The sequence below is a fragment of the Pseudomonas sp. 2FG genome (assembly GCF_005502935.1).
GTDB lineage: Bacteria > Pseudomonadota > Gammaproteobacteria > Pseudomonadales > Pseudomonadaceae > Aquipseudomonas.
The window spans coordinates 123683-140933 of record NZ_SCMP01000013.1 but is presented as its reverse complement, the minus strand read 5'-3'; the positions used below and the strand labels follow the sequence as shown (position 1 = coordinate 140933).

The 17251-nt window shown below is 63.9% G+C and carries 14 protein-coding genes; 4 read left to right on the top strand and 10 right to left on the bottom strand.

The genetic code is table 11. The annotated features are described in order from the left end of the window. The first annotated feature begins 118 nt into the window (after positions 1–118). The 3 genes from FFS13_RS14600 to FFS13_RS14590 all read left to right on the top strand — a co-directional run bounded on the left by FFS13_RS14600 (position 119) and on the right by FFS13_RS14590 (position 2163). Entirely contained in the window at positions 119–1252 is a 1134-nt protein-coding gene (locus FFS13_RS14600; protein WP_137819811.1) for a glycosyl hydrolase, read from the top strand. Next, entirely contained in the window at positions 1252–1515 is a 264-nt protein-coding gene (locus FFS13_RS14595; RefSeq protein ID WP_137819810.1) for a MoaD/ThiS family protein, read from the top strand. The genes FFS13_RS14600 and FFS13_RS14595 overlap by 1 nt, the downstream gene beginning before the upstream one ends. 180 nt (positions 1516–1695) lie before the next feature. Beyond that, positions 1696–2163, top strand: a complete 468-nt coding sequence (locus FFS13_RS14590) for a copper chaperone PCu(A)C (protein WP_137819809.1) — start codon at positions 1696–1698, stop codon at positions 2161–2163. Between the two features lie 20 nt (positions 2164–2183). Here the strand turns inward: FFS13_RS14590 and FFS13_RS14585 are convergent, their stop codons facing one another. From FFS13_RS14585 to gorA, 3 genes are read right to left on the bottom strand one after another with little or no spacing between them, the layout of a single operon-like run. Further along, complete coding sequence (locus tag FFS13_RS14585; protein ID WP_137819808.1) at positions 2184–2567, bottom strand: VOC family protein; 384 nt, start codon at positions 2565–2567, stop codon at positions 2184–2186. Between the two features lie 2 nt (positions 2568–2569). Next, positions 2570–3193: a trimeric intracellular cation channel family protein gene (locus tag FFS13_RS14580; protein ID WP_137819807.1), complete on the bottom strand. Its 624-nt coding sequence runs from the start codon at positions 3191–3193 to the stop codon at positions 2570–2572. 7 nt (positions 3194–3200) lie between these two features. After that, positions 3201–4559, bottom strand: a complete 1359-nt coding sequence (gorA, locus tag FFS13_RS14575) for a glutathione-disulfide reductase (RefSeq protein ID WP_137819806.1) — start codon at positions 4557–4559, stop codon at positions 3201–3203. A 96-nt stretch (positions 4560–4655) separates the two neighbouring features. Between gorA and FFS13_RS14570 the strand changes: the two genes are divergently transcribed. Then, the gene (locus FFS13_RS14570) at positions 4656–5078 is read left to right on the top strand and encodes a VOC family protein (protein WP_137819805.1); all 423 of its coding nucleotides are present in this window, start codon (positions 4656–4658) and stop codon (positions 5076–5078) included. Positions 5079–5156: 78 nt separating this feature from the next. Here FFS13_RS14570 and galU read toward each other — a convergent pair whose 3' ends face one another. The 7 genes from galU to FFS13_RS14535 all read right to left on the bottom strand — a co-directional run bounded on the left by galU (position 5157) and on the right by FFS13_RS14535 (position 17206). After that, a complete protein-coding gene (gene galU / locus FFS13_RS14565) occupies positions 5157–5996 on the bottom strand; it encodes a UTP--glucose-1-phosphate uridylyltransferase GalU (protein WP_137819804.1) in 840 nt (279 codons plus the stop codon). 46 nt (positions 5997–6042) lie between these two features. Then, positions 6043–7404 carry a UDP-glucose/GDP-mannose dehydrogenase family protein gene (locus FFS13_RS14560; RefSeq protein ID WP_137819803.1) on the bottom strand — a complete coding sequence of 454 codons (1362 nt, stop codon included), beginning with the start codon at positions 7402–7404 and terminating at the stop codon, positions 6043–6045. A gap of 118 nt (positions 7405–7522) precedes the next feature. Continuing rightward, entirely contained in the window at positions 7523–7861 is a 339-nt protein-coding gene (locus tag FFS13_RS14555; RefSeq protein WP_137819802.1) for a hypothetical protein, read from the bottom strand. Positions 7862–8203: 342 nt separating this feature from the next. Next, positions 8204–9694: an efflux transporter outer membrane subunit gene (locus tag FFS13_RS14550; protein ID WP_137819801.1), complete on the bottom strand. Its 1491-nt coding sequence runs from the start codon at positions 9692–9694 to the stop codon at positions 8204–8206. Then, on the bottom strand, positions 9691–12801 hold the full coding sequence (locus tag FFS13_RS14545; RefSeq protein WP_137819800.1) for a multidrug efflux RND transporter permease subunit: 3111 nt from the start codon (positions 12799–12801) through the stop codon (positions 9691–9693). Before FFS13_RS14545 ends, FFS13_RS14550 begins: the two co-directional genes overlap by 4 nt. Continuing rightward, positions 12798–15905 carry an MdtB/MuxB family multidrug efflux RND transporter permease subunit gene (locus tag FFS13_RS14540; RefSeq protein ID WP_137819799.1) on the bottom strand — a complete coding sequence of 1036 codons (3108 nt, stop codon included), beginning with the start codon at positions 15903–15905 and terminating at the stop codon, positions 12798–12800. The genes FFS13_RS14545 and FFS13_RS14540 overlap by 4 nt, the downstream gene beginning before the upstream one ends. Next, on the bottom strand, positions 15902–17206 hold the full coding sequence (locus FFS13_RS14535; RefSeq protein ID WP_137819798.1) for an MdtA/MuxA family multidrug efflux RND transporter periplasmic adaptor subunit: 1305 nt from the start codon (positions 17204–17206) through the stop codon (positions 15902–15904). Before FFS13_RS14535 ends, FFS13_RS14540 begins: the two co-directional genes overlap by 4 nt. Positions 17207–17251 lie beyond the last annotated feature (45 nt).

The window sequence follows — 17251 nt, the reverse complement described above, 5'->3', positions numbered from 1 at the left end:
TCGATCGCCAACGGGAACCACCTGAGTCAGTGCTGGGGTTCGACGCTTATCGGGTAGTCGTAAGGCCTCAGCGCCGGTGGCCTACACTGCGCAGGTGTGTCCACGCCGAGGAGATGCCATGTCCCCCTCTATCCAGCTCTGGATTGCGACCCGCAAAGGCCTGTGGCGACTGTCGAGTGACGCGAACCGCCGGCACTGGCGCTTGTCCGGGCCGCATTTCCTCGGTCACATCATTCATCACGCGCTCACCGACCCGCGCGACCGCAACCTGGTGCTGGCCGCGGCCCGCACCGGGCACCTCGGGCCGACCGTGTTCCGCTCGAGCGACGGCGGCGCCAACTGGCAGGAGGCGCAGACGCCGCCCGCCTTCCCCGCCGAGCCGAACGGCCGGGTGCTCGACCATGTGTTCTGGCTCACCCCCGGCCACCCCTCGGAGCCCGACGTCTGGTACGCCGGCAGCACGCCGCAGGGCCTGTTCCGCAGCACCGACGGCGGGCGTAACTGGGCGGGGGTGGATGGCTTCAACCAGCACCCGAGCTACCGCGCCTGGGCCGGCGATCCGAACGAGGGGCCGCCGGGCGGCGCCAAGCTGCACTCCATCCTGATCGACCCGCGCGACGCCGGGCATCTCTACGTCAGCCTGTCCGCCGGCGGCACCTTCGAGTCCAGCGACCGCGGCGCATCCTGGCGGCCGCTCAACCGTGGCGTGCGCGCCGACTTTCTGCCCGAACCACCGCCCGGCGGCTACCACGAGTTCGGCCACGATCCGCACTGCGTGCGGCTGCACCCCGCCGCCCCGGATCGGCTGTACCAGCAGAACCACTGCGGGGTGTTCCGCCTCGACCGGCCAGACGAGACCTGGCGCGACATAGGCGCCAACCTGCCGACGCCGGATGGGCTGCGCTACGACATCGGCTTCCCGGTCGGCCTGCACCCGCGTGACCCGGATACCCTGTGGCTGTTCCCCATGGACGGCAGCGAGGTCTGGCCGCGGGTGTCGCCGCTGGGGCGCCCTGCGCTCTATCGCTCGCGCGACGGCGGCGCATCCTGGGAGCGGCAGGACTCGGGGCTGCCCGCCGAACAGGCCTGGCTCACCGTCAAGCGTCAGGCCCTCAGCGTGGATGGCTGCGACCCGGCCGGCGTCTACTTCGGCACCAGCAGCGGCGAGGTCTGGGGCAGCGCGGACGAGGGCGAATCCTGGGCCTGCCTGGTGCGCCACCTGCCGGAAATCTATGCGCTGGAGGCTTGCTGATGCGGGTGCACCTACCCACCCATGTGCAGAGCTATACCGGCGGGGTCGCCGAGCTGAGCCTGGCGGACGCGCCGACCCTGGCTGCGCTGTTCGTCGACCTGGACACGCGCTACCCCGGCCTGCGTTTCCGCGTCGTCGATGAACAGGGCGTGCTACGCCCGCACTTCAAGCTGTTCGTCAACGGCGAGATCGAGCGCTCGCTGAGCACGCCCCTGCCGGCCGGGGCGGAGGTGGTCCTGGTCGCCGCGCTATCGGGCGGGTGACGCCTCGGAGTCGACAGCATCCGAATGCTCGGGGACAGATAGCTGTTGGCTGCTCCTTCGTTTCCGCCGCAGGGCGTCCCGGCGCTTGAGCGGGGCCTCCCCCCGCCGCATCGGTAAACCACTGAGCCCATGTTATGGTTTGCCGCGACCTTGATTACTGACCGCAGGGAGACAACCAAGATGCTGGTGCGGATGCTGACTTCGACATTGCTGGCGCTGGTGTGCAGCGCGTCTTTTGCTCACGAATACACCGCTGGCGAGCTGCATATTGCTCATCCGTGGTCCCGCGCGCTGCCGCCGAATGCACCGACGGGGGCCGCGTATTTCGTCATCCATAACAATGCCCAGACGGAAGATCGCTTGCTTGGCGCAGCCACACCGCGGGCGGCCAAGGCCGAGCTGCACACCATTGTTCAGTTGGGTGAAGTGATGAAGATGCAGCACCTGGACTCGGTCGGCATCCCCGCCGGCGGCGCGGTTAAATTCGCTCCGGGCGGCACTCACTTGATGTTGTTCGGCCTGAAGCAACCGCTGGTAGCCGGTGAGCGTTTCCCGTTGACCTTGCAGTTCGAGAAGGCCGGCAAGGTTGTGGTCGAAGTGACTATCGAAGCAGACATGGCGGCGGCAGACGAACACGCCAACCACTAACCTGCCACCAAGGCCAGCCGTTACGCCTCGGGATAACGGCTGACCTCGATCAGGTTGCCATCGGGGTCGCGAAAGTACAGCGACTCGATAGCCCCCAAAGCACCGGTGCGCATCACCGGGCCCTCCTCCACAACCACCGCCTGCTCCAGCACGTGGGTAAGCAGCGCCTGCATCGACCAGCGGGTAATCAAACAGAGGTCGATTGCGCCTGGTGTCGGTTTGGCTGCCTTGGGTTCGAACTCACGCCCAACTTGGTGCAGGTTGAGTTTTTGCTGGCCGAAAACCAACGCGCTGCGGCCCTGGCCAAAGACTTCATGGCGCATCCCTAGCACACGTTGGTAGAACGCCACGCTGCGCGGGATATCGACAACCGTCAGCACCAGATGGTCGAGCCGCTCGATCATCTTCAGTCCCTATCCAGCAGATGGAAACGCGGCAGGGCCAGGTGCCAGTGAATCGCCGCCAGTCGTGTCAGCAGCACCACCAACATGGCGATACCCGTCGCGACCCAATGCGGCGCGGCCAACTGGAGCAACCCGATAAACACCAGCGAGCCGGCGATACAGGCGGTGGCGTAGACTTCTTTCTTGAAAATCAGGGGGATCTCGTTGCAGATCACATCGCGCATCACCCCACCGGCGACGCCCGTCATCACGCCCATGATCACCGCCGTGCTCATCGGCACGTCATGCCGCAACGCCACCTCGGTGCCATACACGGTGAACACCGCGAGGCCAAAGGCATCCGCGATCAACAGACCTTTTTCGTGAATGGGTTGGGTCAGGCGTACCCAGATCACCGTACCGACCGCTGCCAGCGAGGCCACCAGGATATAGCTGTCATCGCCAATCCAGCTGACCGGGTGGTTGTCCAGAATCACATCGCGCAAGGTGCCGCCACCCAGCGCCGTGACGATGGCGATCACCAATACCCCGAACAAATCCATGGACTTGCGTCCGGCCATCAAGGCACCGGTCACGGCAAACACCGCGACCCCGAACAGGTCGCTCAGGTAGAACAGAAGGTCCATGGAGTCCTCAGGAGGCAACGGGGCTGCGCATGGTCACGAACTCTTCGGCGGCCGTTGGGTGAACCCCGAGGGTCTCGTCGAACACCTGCTTGGTGGCCCCGGCCTTGAGCGCGACGGCCAGGCCTTGAATGATCTCTCCCGCCTCCGGGCCGACCATGTGGCAGCCCAGTACGCGATCGGTCTTGGCGTCCACCACCAGCTTCATCAAGGTGCGCTCCTGGCACTCGGTGAGGGTCAGCTTCAGCGGCCGGAAACGGCTCTCGAACAGCTTGATTTCATGCCCGGCCGCGCGCGCCTGCTCTTCACTCAAACCTACGGTGCCGATATTCGGCAAGCTGAACACCGCCGTCGGAATGTGCGCGTAATCCACAGGGCGGTACTCTTCTGGCTTGAACAGGCGACGCGCCACGGCCATGCCTTCGGCCAACGCCACCGGCGTCAACTGCACGCGCCCGATCACATCGCCGAGGGCGAGAATCGAGGGCTCGGTGGTCTGGAATTGCTCATCGACATGGATAAAGCCACGCTCATCCAGTTCGACGCCGGTGTTCTCCAGGCCCAGGTTATCCAGCATGGGGCGGCGGCCGGTGGCGTAGAACACGCAGTCGCTGTGCAGCACACGGCCGTCCTTCAAGCTGGCCTGCAGGCTGCCATCCGCTTGCTTGTCGATCCGCACGATCTCGGCGTTGAACTGCAGATCCAAGCCGCGCTTGCTCAGCTCTTCTTTCAGATGGTTGCGCACCGCACCATCGAAGCCGCGGAGGAACAATTCGCCACGGTATAAGAGCGAGGTTTCCGCCCCCAGGCCGTGGAAGATCGAGGCGAATTCGACGGCGATATAGCCGCCCCCCACCACCAGCACCCGCTTGGGCAGCGCTTTGAGGAAGAACGCCTGGTTGGAGTTGATGGCATGCTCATGGCCGGGGATCTCGGGGATCTGCGGCCAGCCGCCGGTGGCGATGAGGATATGTTTGGCACTGAAGCGCTGGCCGTCGACTTCCACATGCTGCGCATCCAGCAGGCGCGCATGGCTTTCCAGCAAGGTGACACCGCTGTTCACCAGCAAATTGCGGTAGATGCCATTCAAACGCTGGATCTCGCGATTCTTGTTGCCGATCAGCGTGGCCCAGTCAAAACCCGCCTCACCCAGAGACCAGCCAAAACCCGCCGCTTGCTCGAAGTCGTCGGCGAAATGCGCACCGTAGACCAGTAACTTCTTCGGCACGCAGCCCACATTCACGCAGGTACCGCCCAGATAACGGCTTTCGGCCACCGCCACGCGCGCGCCGAAGCCCGCCGCGAAGCGTGCCGCGCGTACGCCACCGGAGCCGGCGCCAATCACGAAAAGGTCGAAGTCGTACGTCATCGGTAGTCTCCTAATCAGGCCGCAAGCATACCCCAATCGCCCACCAACGCAGCGCCTCGGCCTAAACTGAGAACAATCCGCCACGAGGATAAGAGCATGCGCCGCACGCTGACCCATCTCGCCCTGCATGTCCCAGACCTGGAGGCCTGTGTGCAGTTCTACCGAGAGTTCTGCGGGATGCGGGTGATCCATGAGCGCGCCGGTAAAGGCTCGCGGATTGTCTGGCTGGCCGAGCCCGGCAAGGAACATGAATTTATTTTCGTGATCATGCCCGGCGGCCAGGCACGGCAGTTGGCCGAAGACGATTACAGTCATTTTGGCTTTGCCGTGGACAGCCGCGAGCAGGTCGAGGCGATCGCCGCGCAAGCCCAGGCTGCGGGCTGCTTGATCTGGGCGCCGCGCGAGGAACCCTACCCGGTCGGCTACTACTGCGGCCTGCGCGACCCGGCCGGCAACTATGTCGAGTTCAGCTATGGCCAACCACTCGGGCCAGGTTCCGAGGCGATGCCGATTCCTTGATACATGAATACATGTGCCTATCCGCGGAAACAAAAAAGCCACCCGAAGGTGGCTCTTTCAGCTCAGCAAGAGGCTCGATCAGTAAGCCTTGCCGGTTTTGTAGAAGTTCTCGAAGCAGAAATTGGTCGCGTCGATATAACCCTCGGCGCCGCCGCAGTCGAAACGCTTGCCTTTGAATTTATAGGCCAGCACGCAACCATCCTGGGCCTGCTTCATCAGCGCGTCGGTGATCTGGACTTCACCGCCTTTGCCTGGCTCGGTTTGTTCGATCAATTTGAAGATATCCGGGGTCAGGATGTAGCGCCCGATAATTGCCAGGTTGGACGGAGCATCCTCGGGTTTCGGCTTCTCGACCATGCTGTTCACGCGGTAGATGTCGTCACGAATCATCTCGCCGGCGATCACCCCGTACTTGGAGACTTCCTCCAGCGGTACTTCTTGAATCGCCACGATCGAGCAGCGGAACTGGTTGTACAGCTTGACCATCTGGGTCAGTACGCCATCGCCGTCCAGGTTGACGCACAGGTCATCCGCCAGCACCACGGCAAAGGGCTCATCGCCGATCAGCGGACGACCGGAGAGAATCGCGTGGCCGAGGCCTTTCATTTCCACCTGACGGGTGTAGGAGAAGCTGCACTCGTCGAGCAGACGACGAATACCAACCAGGTACTTCTCTTTATCCGTCCCTTTGATCTGATGCTCGAGTTCGTAGCTGATGTCGAAATGGTCTTCCAGCGCGCGTTTGCCACGGCCGGTCACAATAGAAATTTCCGACAGGCCCGCCTCGAGGGCTTCTTCGACGCCGTACTGGATCAGCGGCTTGTTCACCACCGGCAGCATTTCCTTGGGCATGGCCTTTGTCGCTGGCAGGAAGCGAGTACCGTAACCGGCAGCCGGGAACAAGCATTTCTTGATCATGTGAATCCTTGAAGGAGGGGGCGTACTTTTGTGCCGCGCAGTCTAATCACGCCGCACTCGCCTTACAATGGCCCGCCACTGGCCGACCAATGCCTCGATAGAGAAAACCTAGCGCAGATAGTTCCCGGGAATCGTAGATATTGCGCCCATCGAACAGCACCGGCATGCGCATCAGGCCACGAATCCGCAAGAAGTCCGGCTGACGGAACTGTTTCCACTCCGTCACCAACACCAGCGCATCGGCCCCTTCTGCCGCGGTATAGGGCGATTCACTCAAGCACAGCTGGCCACTGGCCAACGCCTGTGGATAGCGGGCCGCAACGCCGGCAATAGCCACTGGATCGCAGGCTTGCACCCGCGCTCCGGCGGCCAACAAGGCCTCCAGCAGAACCAGGCTGGGCGCCTCACGCAAATCATCGGTGCCCGGTTTGAAGGCCAGCCCCCAGAGCGCCACCACCCGGCCTTGTAGATACCCCGCAAAATGCTCCTGCAGCGACTCGAACAGAATGGTTTTTTGCAGGGCATTGCGGGCTTCCACCGCCCGCAGAATCGCGGGCTCGAAGCCCTCCTGCTCGGCGCTACGGATCAGCGCCCGGACATCCTTGGGAAAACACGAGCCGCCATAGCCGCAACCGGCATAGATAAAGTGCGTACCAATGCGCTTGTCGCTGCCAATGCCACGGCGCACCTCCTCGATATCGACCTCCAGGCGTGCGCAAAGCCCGGCCATCTCATTGATAAAGGAGATTTTCGTGGCCAGAAAAGCATTGGCCGCGTACTTGCTGAACTCGGCAGCCCGCACGCCCATGCACAGTACCCGTTCATGGTTGCGCAGGAATGGCGCATAGAGCCGGCGCAGCAGCTCGCTGGTTTCGGCGTCATCACAGCCCAATACCACGCGGTCGGGACGCATAAAATCTTCGACCGCCGAACCTTCCTTAAGAAACTCCGGGTTACTCGCCACCGTCACCCCGAATGCCAGCCCACGGGCAGCCAGGCGAGCATTGATGCGTTGCGCCACCCGCTCGGCCGTACCGACCGGCACCGTGGATTTATTCACCACCACGCAAGCCTGCTTGAGCGTCGCCCCCAACTGATCGGCTACCGCCAGCACATGCGACAGATCGGCAGAGCCATCCTCTCCACTCGGCGTACCGACGGCGATAAAGATGATTTCCGCCTGCTTGATGCCCTCTTCAAGCTGCTGACTGAAACTCAATTGGCCACTGGCGAGATGGGCCCTGAGCATGGCCTCCAGACCTGGCTCATAGATTGGCACTTCGCCACGCGAGAGGCGCGCCACACGGAACGGATCGCGCTCGACACAGACCACCCGATTGCCCATTTCGGCAAAGCAGGCCGCCGTCACCAACCCAACATACCCTGCTCCGATTACGCATAGTCGCATCGCCGCACCTCCAGATGAGTTGCAGCGATTGCAGCGAATAGCGGTGGCAAGCGTGTGACGGGGGTGCGACAGCGGCGTGACAATATGTCTTGAACAGGACCGAACTAACCGGAGGCTATTACCGCCTATTGATCTCTATCGTGCGGCTGCCGGGCTGGCGCTGGAACTCCCCGACGCCCGGGTACTCGATGCTCTGGGTGACATTTCCCCTGATTTGCGAGGAGCCGCTGCCCTGAAAGCTTCGCTCGTTCCTGTACCCGCCGCTGGGCACAGGATAGCCGCCGTAGTTGTCGTAGCGCTCATGGCGGCTCGAAGTGCCGATACTTCCGCTGGCGCCGGGGCTTATGTAGATCCGGGTGATTGGCGCAGGGCTCTGTTCGTCGGCCGGCTCATAGGCGACGGCCGCTGAGGTGGAGAACGCCGATAGTGCTAGAAGCACAATAGTGGGTTTGTTCATCTCGTTATCTCGCCAATCGTACGCCTGCGCTTGAAGCGAAAACCCTGTCAGACATGGCTATCCCTCTCCTGGCTATGGATACGGGTATAGCCGGTTTGCCTGCACCGTTCCTTTGTATTTATCGCTTCCAGCAGAGTGCCTGCGGCGCTATGCGGGGCATTGGAAAAGCGCAAAACCCGTAGGAGCGGGCCATGCCCGCGATGCTTGAGGGGCTTTCGCGGGCATGGCCCGCTCCTACAAAGAGCTGCGTCTGCGGCAGAAGAGCGGCTCCCCGCCCCATTAGCAGGGCACGAAGAGTGTCCCCGGTAATCCGTGAAGCGCCTTTGTATCCGCTTAACGTACTTAATCGGTGGCTTCGGTCACTGCTGCGTCGGGTTGCGTGAGTTGCTCGATCTGCCAGCCGCCGCCCAAGGCCGCGATCAACTGCACACTGGCGGTCAGGCGGCTGCCGAACAGGGTCAGGACGCTGCGTTCGTTGGACAATGCGGTGGTCTGCACCGTGACCACATTCAGGTAGTCGATGGTGCCGGCCTTGTACTGGTTGTTGATCAGCCGCAGCGACTCACGCGCCGAATCCAGGGCCTCCTGCTGTACCCCGCTCTCCTCCGCCAGCACGTCGAGTTGCACCAGGTAGTCTTCGACCTCGCGAAAGCCGCTCAGCACGGTCTGCCGGTAGTTGGCGACGGTGGCATCGTAGCTGGCCTCGGCCTGCTCCACCCGCGAGCGGATCAGCCCTGCGTCGAACAGGGTCATGGCGAACTCCGGGCCGATCGACCAATAGCGGTTCGGTACCGTGAGCAACTGGCTGAGGCTGTCGTTGCGATAACCACCGGCCGCGGTCAGGGTCAGGTCCGGGTAATAGGCGGCCTTGTTCACGCCGATCAAGGCGTTGGCCGCAATCACCTCGCGCTCGGCGGCGGCAATGTCCGGGCGCCGTTGCAGCAGTTGCGACGGCAGGGTTGCGGGGATCTCCGGCAGGCTGGGCAAGCTGTCCAGCGTCGCCAGGCTGAATTCCGCCGGCGGTACGCCCACCAGCACGGCAATCGCGTGTTCCAACTGGGCGCGCTGGTACTTCAGGTCGATGGCCTGGGCCTGGGTGCTTTTCAGTTGGGTGCGGGCCTGGGCGACGTCGGCCTTGGTGACTATCCCGGCGCGGTATTGGTTCTCGCTGAGTTTGAGCGAGCGGGCATAAGCCTCGACTGTGGCATCGAGCAGGCGCTTCTGCGCATCCAGCACGCGCAATTGCAGGTAGTTCTGCGCCAGTTGCGACTGCTGGCTGAGTTTGGTCGCGGCCAGGGTCGCCTTGCTCGCCTGCGCACTGGCGCTGTCGGACTCCAGTTGCCGACGCAGCTTGCCCCAGAGGTCGAGCTCCCAACTCACCCCGAGGCTGCTTTGGTAGCTGGTGGAAATGCCGCCGGTGCTGGCGCTGTTGACGGTCGAGCCATCGGCCAGGCGCACGGTGCTGCCGCCGGCGCCCTGGCCCGAGCGGGTCTTGTCGAAGCTCGCCGACAGACTCGGGAAAAACGCCGCCCGCGCGCCGCGCGCCAAGGCTAGCGCCTGCCGGTATTGCGCCTCGGCCTGGGCCAGCGTCTGGTTGGCTTGCTGCAGCCGCTGTTGCAGACCGTTCAATACCGGATCGCCATACAGCGCCCACCAGGCGCCACGCTGCAGCGCATCGCTGGGCTCGGCGATACGCCAGCCTTCGGCCTGCTTGAAGCTGGCCGGCACCTCGATACTCGGGGTTTGATAGTCCGGGCCGACGGCACAGCCTGCCAGCGCGACGGCAATAACCAGGGCCGACGCCTGCGAAAGACGGCGGGGATACAGGCTCATAACGGGTTCTCCAACGAGGCATCGGTGCGCACGCCACGCCGGCGATTGACCCAGTGGCGCAGACGGTCGAGGTACAGGTAGACCACGGGCGTGGTGTACAGCGTGAGCAATTGGCTGGCGAGCAAGCCGCCGACTATGGTGATCCCCAGCGGCCGGCGCAGCCCGGCATCGCCACCGACCCCGAAAATCAGCGGCAGCGCGCCCAGCAGCGCCGCCAGGGTGGTCATCATGATCGGCCGGAAGCGTTTGACGCAGGCTTCGAGAATCGCCTCGCGGGGGCTCAGGCCCAGGCGACGCTCGGCCTCCAGGGCGAAGTCGATCATCAGGATGGCGTTCTTCTTGACGATGCCGATCAGCAGGATGATGCCGATCAGGGCGATCAACGTCAGCTCGCTGCGGCAGATGATCAAGGCCAGCAGCGCGCCGACGCCCGCCGACGGCAGCGTCGAGAGGATGGTCAGTGGGTGCACATAGCTCTCATAGAGAATGCCGAGCACGATGTACACCGAGACCAATGCCAGCACGATCAGCCAGGGCATGTTGTCTTGCGTCTGCTGCACGGCGCCGGCGTTGCCTTCGAAGCTGGCCTGGATATCCAGTGGCAGTTGCAAGGGCGCCAACGCCGCCATGATCGCATCCCGCGTCGGGCCGATCAGCGCCTTCGGCGCCAGGTTGAAGGAAAAGGTAATGGCGGCGAACTGCCCCTGGTGGTTGACCGACAGCGGCGCGGTGCTCGGCTCGAAGTGGCTGAACTCGGCCAGCGGCACGCGCTGCCCGGCACTGCCGATGACGTACACCTGACGGAGGATTTCCGGGCTCTGCTGGTACTGGGCGCCGACTTCCATCACCACATGGTACTGGTTCAGCGGGTTGTAGAGGTTGGCGATCTGCCGCTGGCCGAAGGAGTTGTTCAGCACCTCATCCACCAGCGCCACGTCCACGCCGAGGCTGGCGGCGCGGTCACGGTCGATCACCAGCAGGCTTTGCACGCCCTTGTCCTGGGAGTCGCTATTCAAGTCCTGCACCTGTGGCACGGCGCGCATCGCCGCCTCGACTTTCGGCGCCCATTCACGCAGCAGTTTCAGGTCATCGCTGCGCAGGGTGAACTGGTTGCTGGCGTTGCTATCGCGGCCACCCAGGCGCACATCCTGCCCGGCGTTGAGATAGAGCGCCGCACCGGGAATTTTCGCCAGCTTCACCCGTAGGCGCGCCAACACGCTATTGACCGGGTCACGTTCGCCTATGGGTTTCAAGGTGACGAAGAACGAACCGGTGTTGCTCGATTGCCAGCGCCCGCCGCCGACAAAACCTACGACGTTCGCTACCGCCGGATCTTCGCCGAGGATGCGGCGAAAAGCCTCCATCTTCTGCTGCAGCGCCTGGAACGAAATGCTCTGGTCGGCCACCGCGAAACCCCGTAGCCGGCCGGAATCCTGCTCCGGCAGGAAGCCCTTGGGCACCACCGCGAACAGGTAGAGATTCAGCGCGATGCAGCCGGCCATGATCACCAGCATCAGCCGTGAATGGCTGAGCGCCCACTCCAGGCTGCTCTGATAACGCCGCATGACGCTCTGGAACAAGCGGCTCTGCTGGCGCGGCCGAGCCTGCACTGAAGACTTCTTGTGCGACTTCAGCAGGCGCGCGCAGAGCATCGGCGTCAGCGTCAAAGACACCACCAGCGACACCAGGATCGCCGCCGACAGCGTCACCGAGAACTCGCGGAACAAGCGGCCCATGATCCCGCCCATCAGCAGGATCGGGATAAACACCGCCACCAGTGACAGGGTCATCGACAGCACCGTGAAGCCGACTTCGCGGGCGCCATGGATCGAGGCCTCCAGCGGCGACTCGCCCTCCTCGATCCGCCGGGCGATGTTCTCTACCACCACTATGGCATCGTCGACCACGAAACCGGTGGCGACTATCAGCGCCATCAGCGACAGGTTGTTCAGCGAGAAGTCGCAGAGGTACATCACCGCGAAAGTGCCGACCAGCGACACCGGCACCGCCAGGGCCGGAATCAGCGTGGCGCGCGGGCTGCGCAGAAACAGGTAGACCACCAGGATCACCAGCATCACGGAGATCAGCAAGGTGATCTCCGCCTCATCCAGCGAGGCGCGGATGCTCGGGCTGCGGTCGTCCATGACCTTGAGTGTGACCTGCGGGCCGAGCAGTTCCTGCAACTGCGGCAGCAACCCGTGGATGGCATCGGTGGCCTCGATGATGTTGGCGCCCGGCTGACGGGTGACGATCAGCAGCACCGCCGGACTCTTCCCGGAAAAACCGGCGTTGCGCACGTCCTCCACCGCATTGCTGACCTGGGCAATATCCCCCAGGCGCACGGCGGCACCGGTTTCGGCGTTGTAGTGAACGATCACCGGCAGGTAGTCGCTGGCTTTGCGCAACTGGTCGTTGGCGTCCACCTGCCACTGCCGCTCATCGCTCTCGATCGCGCCCTTGGGACCGTTCGAGTTGGTATTGGCGATGGCCGTACGCACGCTGTCGAGGGAGATGCCGAACTGGTTCAAGGCATCCGGGTTAAGGTCGACGCGCACCGCCGGCAAGGAGCTGCCGCCGATGCTGACCTGGCCAATGCCCTTCACCTGGGACAGCCGTGGCGATAACAGGGTCGAGGCCAGGTCGTACATTTCACCGCGGCTGTAACTCTCCGACGTCAGCGTCAGCACCATCACCGGCATGTCCGAGGGGTTGGCCTTGCGGTAAGTCGGATTGCTCGGCATGCCGCTCGGCAACAGGCTACTGGCCGCGTTGATCGCCGCCTGGACTTCTCTCGCCGCACCCTCGATGTTCTTTTCCAGCTCGAACTGAATGATGATGGTGGTCGAGCCCAGCGAACTGGTCGAGGTCATCTCGCTGATGCCGGAGATCCGCCCCAGTGCGCGCTCCAGCGGCGTCGCCACCGAGGAGGCCATGGTCTCCGGGCTGGCCCCGGGCATCGCCGCGCTGACCATGATGGTCGGGAAATCCACCTGCGGCAGCGGCGCCACCGGCAACAGGCCGAACGACAACCAGCCGGCCAGCAGCAACGCCAGGGTCAGCAGCGTGGTCGCGACCGGGCGGCGGATAAACGCCGTCGAGAGGCTCATGCGTCCACCGACAGATCCATGCCATGGCGCTTACGCCAGGCATTCCAACGCCGCGCCAAACGGTCGAAGGCCAGGTAGATCACCGGCGTGGTGAACAGCGTCAGCACCTGGCTGAGCAGCAGGCCGCCGACCATGGCGATCCCCAGCGGCCGCCGGAGTTCGGCGCCGGCACCGGCGGCGAACATCAGCGGCAGCGCGGCGAGCAGCGCGGCCAGGGTGGTCATCAGGATTGGCCGGAACCGCAGCAGGCAGGCCTGAAAGATCGCATCCACCGGGCTCATGCCCTGGTGACGCTCCGCATCGAGGGCGAAGTCGATCATCATGATCGCGTTCTTCTTGACGATGCCGATCAGCAGGATGATGCCGATGATCGCCACTATGCCGATCTCCTCCCCCGCCAGCATCAAGGCCAGCAGCGCGCCGACCCCGGCCGAGGGCAGCGTGGAGAGGATGGTCACCGGGTGGATAAAGCTCTCGTAGAGAATCCCCAGCACTATGTACATGGTCACCACCGCCGCCAGGATCAGCAGCAGCGTGCTCGACAGCGACGCCTCGAACGCCTGCGCCGCACCGCGGAAACTGGTCTGCAGGCCGACCGGCAGGTTCATCTGCTGCTCCACCGCGCGAATCGCCTGCACCGCCTCACTCAAGGCGATGCCCGGCGCGAGGTTGAAGGAGAGGGTCGCCGCCGGGAACTGGCTGATATGGTTGATCGCCAGCAAGGTGTGGCGTTCCTCGATGTGGGCCAATGCCGAGAGCCGCACCTGCACCCCGTCGGTGCCGCTGACATAGAGGTTTTCCAGCGCCTGCGGGCCGAGCTGGAACTGCGGCGCCACCTCCAGTACCACCCGGTACTGGGTGGCCTGGGTGAAGATGGTGGAGATCAGCCGCTGGCCGAAGGCGTTGTACAGCGCGCTGTCGACATCGGCCAGGGACACGCCCAGGCGCGAGGCGGCGTCGCGGTCGATATTGACGAAGGCCTGCAGGCCCTTGTCCTGCCAGTCACTGGCCACGTCGGCGAGTTCCGGCAACTGCTGCAGGCGCTCGACCAGCAGCGGCACCCACTTGGCCAGCACCTCGGGGTTGGAGTCCTGCAAGGTGAACTGGTACTGGGTGCGCGCGACCCGGTCCTCGATGGTCAGGTCCTGCACCGGTTGCAGGTACAGGCGAATCCCGTCGACCTCGGCGAGCTTGGGCTGCAGCCGGCGGATCACCTCGCTGGCGCTGACATCGCGCTGGCCGTGGGGCTTGAGGTTGATCAGCAGGCGGCCGGTGTTCAGCGTGGCGTTGCTGCCATCCACACCGATAAAGGAGGACAGGCTTGCCACCGCCGGATCGGCCAGCAGCACCCTGGACAAATCCTGCTGCCGCGCCGCCATGGCCTGGAAGGAGATCGACTGCGGCGCCTCGGCGATGCCCTGGATCACCCCGGTGTCCTGCACCGGGAAGAAGCCCTTGGGCATCAAGGCATAGAGCAGCGCGGTCAGCAGCAGGGTGCCGATGGCGACCAGCAAGGTCAGCGGTTGATGGCGCAGCACCACGCGCAAGGCGCGGCCGTAGCGTTCGATCATGCCCTCGATGACGTGGCCGGCGGCGCGGGCGAAACGCCCCTGCTTGTGCTCGGGGATGTGCCGCAGCAGTTTGGCGCAGAGCATCGGCGTCAACGTCAGCGAGACTATGCCGGAAATCAGGATCGCCACCGCTAGGGTGATGGCGAACTCGCGAAACAGCCGCCCCGCTACGTCGCCCATGAACAGCAGCGGAATCAGCACGGCGATCAGGGAAAAGGTCAGCGAGATGATGGTGAAGCCGATCTGCTTCGAGCCCTTCAGCGCGGCCTCCAGCGGGCCGTCACCTTGTTCCAGGTAACGGGTGATGTTTTCCACCATGACGATGGCGTCATCGACCACGAAGCCGGTGGCGATGGTCAGCGCCATCAGCGACAGGTTGTTGACCGAGAAACCGGCCAGGTACATGACGCCGAAGGTGCCGATCAGCGACAGCGGCACCGCCAGGCTGGGAATCAATGTGGCGGAGAAGTTGCGCAGAAACAGGAAGGTCACCATCACCACCAGGCAGACGGCCAGCACCAACTCGAACTGCACATCGGCGACCGATGCCCGGATGGTCGTGGTGCGGTCAGTCAGCACCTGGACCTCCAGGCTGCCCGGCAGGCTAGCTTGCAGCTGCGGCAACAGGGCCTTGATGCGGTCGACCACCTCGATCACGTTGGCGCCCGGCTGGCGCTGGATGTTCAGCACCACCGCCGGCGTAGTATTGGCCCAGGCGGCGAGGCGGACGTTTTCCGCAGCGTCGTCGATGCTGGCAACGTCCTGCAGGCGCAGCGGCGCGCCGTTCTTGTACGCCACCACCAGCTCACGGTAAGCCGCGGCGGATTTGAGTTGGTCGTTGGCATCCAGGGTCGAAGCCCGGGTCGGGCCGTCGAAACTGCCTTTCGGGCCGTTGAGGTTGTTGTTCGACACCGTGCTGCGCAGATCATCCAGGCTCAGCCCGGCGGCGGCCAGGGCGATCGGATTGGCGCGAATGCGTACCGCAGGGCGCTGCCCACCGCTGATGCTGACCAGGCCGACGCCGGAAATCTGCGAGATTTTTTGCGCCAGGCGGGTGTCCACCAGATCCTGCACCTGCGGCAACGACAGATTGCTCGAGGTCACTGCCAGCGTCAGGATTGGCGCATCGGCCGGGTTCACCTTGCTGTACGAGGGCTGGTACGGCAGGTCATTGGGCAGCAGGCTCTGCGCGGTATTGATCGCCGCCTGGACGCCCTGTTCGACCACATCCAGGTCACTTTGCAGGGTGAACTGCAGGGTGATCACCGACGCACCGCCCGAACTGCTGGAAGACATCTCGTTCAGGCCGGGGATCTGCCCGAGCTGGTTTTCCAACGGTGCGGTCACCGAGGACGTCATGATTTCCGGGCTGGCGCCGGGATACAGGGTGACCACCTGGATGGTCGGATAATCCACTTCCGGCAAGGCCGAAATCGGTAAGAAGCGATAGGCGATGATCCCCGACAGCAGGATCGCGACCATCAACAAGGTGGTCGCGACCGGCCGCAGGATGAACGGGCGCGACGGGTTCATTGTGCGGCCCCGGCCTTAGCCTCTTGGCCTTGGGCCGCAGCACCTTGGGATGCGCCAGCGCCCTGCTCTTTCTGCCCTTGCTCTTTCTGCGAGGGCTCAGGCGCGGCGATACGCACCGCCATGCCATCGCGCAGACGGTCGGTACCCTCGACCACGACCTGCTCACCGACTGCCAGGCCCTTTTCCACCACGACCCTTTCGCCTTCGCCGATCCCCAGGGTGATCGCGCGCTGGCTGACCTTGTCGCCTTCGCCGAGCACATACACATAGGTGCCGTCATTACCGCGCTGCACGGCGTTGGCCGGGATCAGCAGCACGTCATGCAGGGTCTCGGCGAGCAGGCGCACGTTGACGAACTGATTGGGGAAAAGCGAACGGTCGGTGTTATCGCCGCTGTTATTGGCAAATCGGGCTTTGAGCTTGACCGTGCCGGTGGTGGTGTCGATCTGGTTGTCTACGGCAATGAGTTCCCCCTTGGCCAGGGTCAGATCTTTATTGCGGTCCAGCGCCTCGACCGGCAGCGCCTGCTTGGCGTTGAGCTGACGCACCACGGTACCGAGCTGCTGTTGCGGCAGGTTGAAGACCACGGCAATCGGCTGTACCTGGGTGATCACCACCAGCGGCGTGGTGTCGCTGGAGCTGACCAGGTTACCGACGTCGACCTGGCGCAAGCCCAGCCGGCCGCTGATCGGCGCGCGAATTTCGGTGAACGCCAGGTTCAGCTTGGCATCATCCACCTGGCCCTGATTGGTCATCAGGGTGCCCTGATATTGGCTGAGCAAGGCCGCCTGGGTGTCCAGGGTCTGCTTGGCGATGGAGTCTTCGGCATACAGGCCGCGATAGCGTTCGAGGTCGATCTCGGCGTTTTTCAACTGCGCGCGGTTTTGCTGCAACGTCCCTTCGGCTTGCGCCAACGCGGCGCGATAGGCGCGCGGGTCGACCACCGCGAGCAAGTCGCCGGCCTTCACCTCCTGGCCCTCGGTGAACAGCACCTTGACCAGTTCGCCACTGACCCGCGGCTTGATATTCACGGTATTGAAGGCGGTCACGGTGCCGAGCGCGTGGTAGTGCACGTCAAGATCGGCGCGCACGACCTGGCTGACACTCACCGTCATTCCCGCTGCGCCAGCGGGCAGCCCCATCCCCGGCCGCCCTCTGACCTTGCCCTCGGCCGGCGAGGCTGAGCCAGTCGGTGCGGACAACCAGATGACCAGCAACACCACGCCGGCAAAAGCGGCGGCGGTGATCAACCAGGGGCGAAAGGTGCGGAACGTGGAGGCTTTAGCGGTAGGCGAGCTCATGGTCATCGTCGATTACTGGATTCGAGCGAGAACGATAAGCACTGT